Source organism: Companilactobacillus formosensis, from assembly GCF_005405305.1.
GTDB classification, from domain to species: domain Bacteria; phylum Bacillota; class Bacilli; order Lactobacillales; family Lactobacillaceae; genus Companilactobacillus; species Companilactobacillus formosensis.
On the sequence record NZ_BJDU01000016.1, the window covers coordinates 1 to 2459 of the forward strand.

Below are 2459 nucleotides of genomic sequence, written 5' to 3' on the forward strand. Positions count from 1 at the left end.
GCAAGAACAAGTCAAGCACTTTTTTAAAATAATTTTTGACGTCTTGGATAAGCTGTAAGGCTTGAATCCGTTGACGCCGTTGCTCTGTCGCAACAACAAGATATATATTACCAATTAGAATAGAGGTGCGCAACCCCTTTTTACAAAAAAGTTGAATTTTTTTGCTTTTTTTCTGAAATAAGCTTCATTGCGCCGTTAATCCAGGCTTCTTTATGGGTTGCAATCGTCTTATAACCTATATGATCACGGTAATTAGTCCAAAAATGCTTATGCAAAATCGGTCTGCCTATCTTCTGTGGATGTAAAGCGCGGATCGATAAACTTATCTTTTGATTATATTCATCTATTCCCATTACAATTACATCGACCTGATCTCCTATTTTATATTGATTGTTCAAATCTGAAACGAAACCATGTTTTAATTCAGATATGTGAATCAATCCTTGGTGATCATCATCAATCTTAACGAAAACACCGTATGATTGAATACCAGAAATCGTTCCTGTGATTTTATCTCCTATTTTCACGTAATTTCCTCCTTTTTTCTAATATAAATGTGTGACAATATATCTATAGATTATATAACAGAAAATGGTGACTTTGATATGAATAAGAAAATTTATGACATTTCTATTATCGGTGGTGGTCCTGCTGGTATGTTTGCAGCCTACTTCGGACGTCTAAGAAATCTCGACGTTGCTTTAATAGAAAGCTTACCTAAATTAGGTGGGCAACCAGAAACACTTTATTCTCAAAAACATATTTACGATATCGCGGCTTTACCCAAAGTATCCGGAAGTGAATTAACTCAGCAATTACTCGATCAATTGCAAATTCTTAACTGTGATCAATACTTGGAAACTTCTGTTTCTTCTATTAATAGAAAAGATGACATCTGGGAATTAACTACTAATAAAGAAACTATCTATAGTAAGGCAATTATCATAGCTATCGGTAACGGTGCCTTTAAACCCAGAAAATTGACCTTTGATTATGACAAAGCTTTAGAAGAAAACAATCTTGACTACTTTGTTAACAGCTTGGAAGACTTCAGAGGTAAAGACGTCTTAGTAGCCGGTGGTGGTGACTCAGCAGTTGATTGGTCGATCGACTTAGATAAGATCACTAATCACACATCCCTCATCCACAGAAGAAACAAGTATCGAGCTATGGAATCCAGTGTCAACAAACTAAATCAATCATCAGTTGAACAGCTCAACCCTTATATCATCAAAAACGTTGACTTCAATCAAGCTGATAAGTCTAAGATCGATGTCACCTTAAAAATGATCAAGTCTGACGACATAAAAACAGTTACTGCCGATAAATTGTTAGTTAACTACGGTTTTGTATCCGACTCAAAAATTCTACGTGATTGGGATTTGGAATTAAACGGTCCTTTCATTAAAGTTTCTCAAGAAATGGAAACCAACTTACCTAATGTCTTTGCGATTGGAGACGTCGTGACCTACCCTGGTAAATTACAGTTGATTGCTACAGCCTTTGCTGAAGGTCCTATTGCTATTACTAAGGCTTTAAGAAATCTCTACCCTGATAAAGACTACTTTGAACACAGTACTTCGATTTTTGAAAAATAATCTTTAATTTATCCTGTATTTAAATTTATTTTAAGTTAAGCTGTTATAATGTAGTTTAATTTGAATTTTTGGAGTTGATTTGTTGAGTTACGTGACTGGTCTGATTGATTTCATTCTGCATATTGATAGTCATTTAGTTAATATTGTGAATAATTTCGGTCTTTGGACATATTTAATTTTGTTTGTAATCATCTTTATTGAAACCGGCGTGGTCATTTTGCCATTCCTACCTGGTGATTCTTTAATTTTTGCAGCTATGGCGTTAGCCGCTAATCCTAAATATGGATTGATATCCTGGGTGTTATTCATACTATTTCTAGCAGCAGCCGTTTTGGGAGATTCGATGAACTACGAAATCGGTGAACATTTTGGAGAATACGCGACGAGGAATAAATACCTCAGTAAGTTGATCAATAAGGAGCATTTACACGATGCTCACGTCTTCTTTGAAAAACATGGTGGTAAGACTATTGCCATTGGTCGTTTCATTCCTTTGATAAGAACCTTCGTTCCTTTCGTTGCTGGTAGTGGAACCATGCATTACGGTACGTTCTTGAAATTCAATTTCATCGGTGCCTTCTTATGGGTAACAATTTGTTCTCTTGCAGGCCATCTCTTTGGTAACATCCCGGCAGTTCAAGAACATTTTTCTTTGATTATTATCGGAATCGTTTTAGTATCACTTGTTCCAGTTTTAATCACCGCTCTTAAAAACAAGCGTAAAAAAAGCGTTCAGGATTAATTTCCTAAACGCTTTTTTTGGGCTGTTCGTCAAATTAAGTTGATGGCAGTTCACATAAGCAGTTAGACCATAATTGGTCTAGCTGTTTTTTTATTGGGCTGAAGAGCTTGCTCTAAGCC

General features: G+C 35.7%; 3 protein-coding genes. 2 read left to right on the forward strand and 1 reads right to left on the reverse strand.

Going from position 1 to position 2459, the window contains the following annotated elements; genetic code table 11:
• Positions 1 to 140: 140 nt before the first annotated feature.
• Complete coding sequence (locus FFM65_RS11980) at positions 141 to 527, reverse strand: CvfD/Ygs/GSP13 family RNA-binding post-transcriptional regulator (RefSeq protein ID WP_119318738.1); 387 nt, start codon at positions 525 to 527, stop codon at positions 141 to 143.
• A 78-nt stretch (positions 528 to 605) separates the two neighbouring features.
• Here FFM65_RS11980 and FFM65_RS11985 point away from each other — a divergent pair, with 78 nt between their 5' ends.
• A complete protein-coding gene (locus FFM65_RS11985; RefSeq protein WP_119318737.1) occupies positions 606 to 1598 on the forward strand; it encodes an NAD(P)/FAD-dependent oxidoreductase in 993 nt (330 codons plus the stop codon).
• 91 nt (positions 1599 to 1689) lie between these two features.
• The gene (locus FFM65_RS11990; RefSeq protein WP_162897999.1) at positions 1690 to 2340 is read left to right on the forward strand and encodes a VTT domain-containing protein; all 651 of its coding nucleotides are present in this window, start codon (positions 1690 to 1692) and stop codon (positions 2338 to 2340) included.
• The last annotated feature ends 119 nt before the right edge of the window (positions 2341 to 2459 follow it).

Excerpts from the sequence above, each read along its gene's own strand:
- FFM65_RS11985 (WP_119318737.1), top strand. The coding sequence starts at position 606 with ATGAATAAGAAAATTTATGACATTTCTATTATCGGTGGTGGTCCTGCT.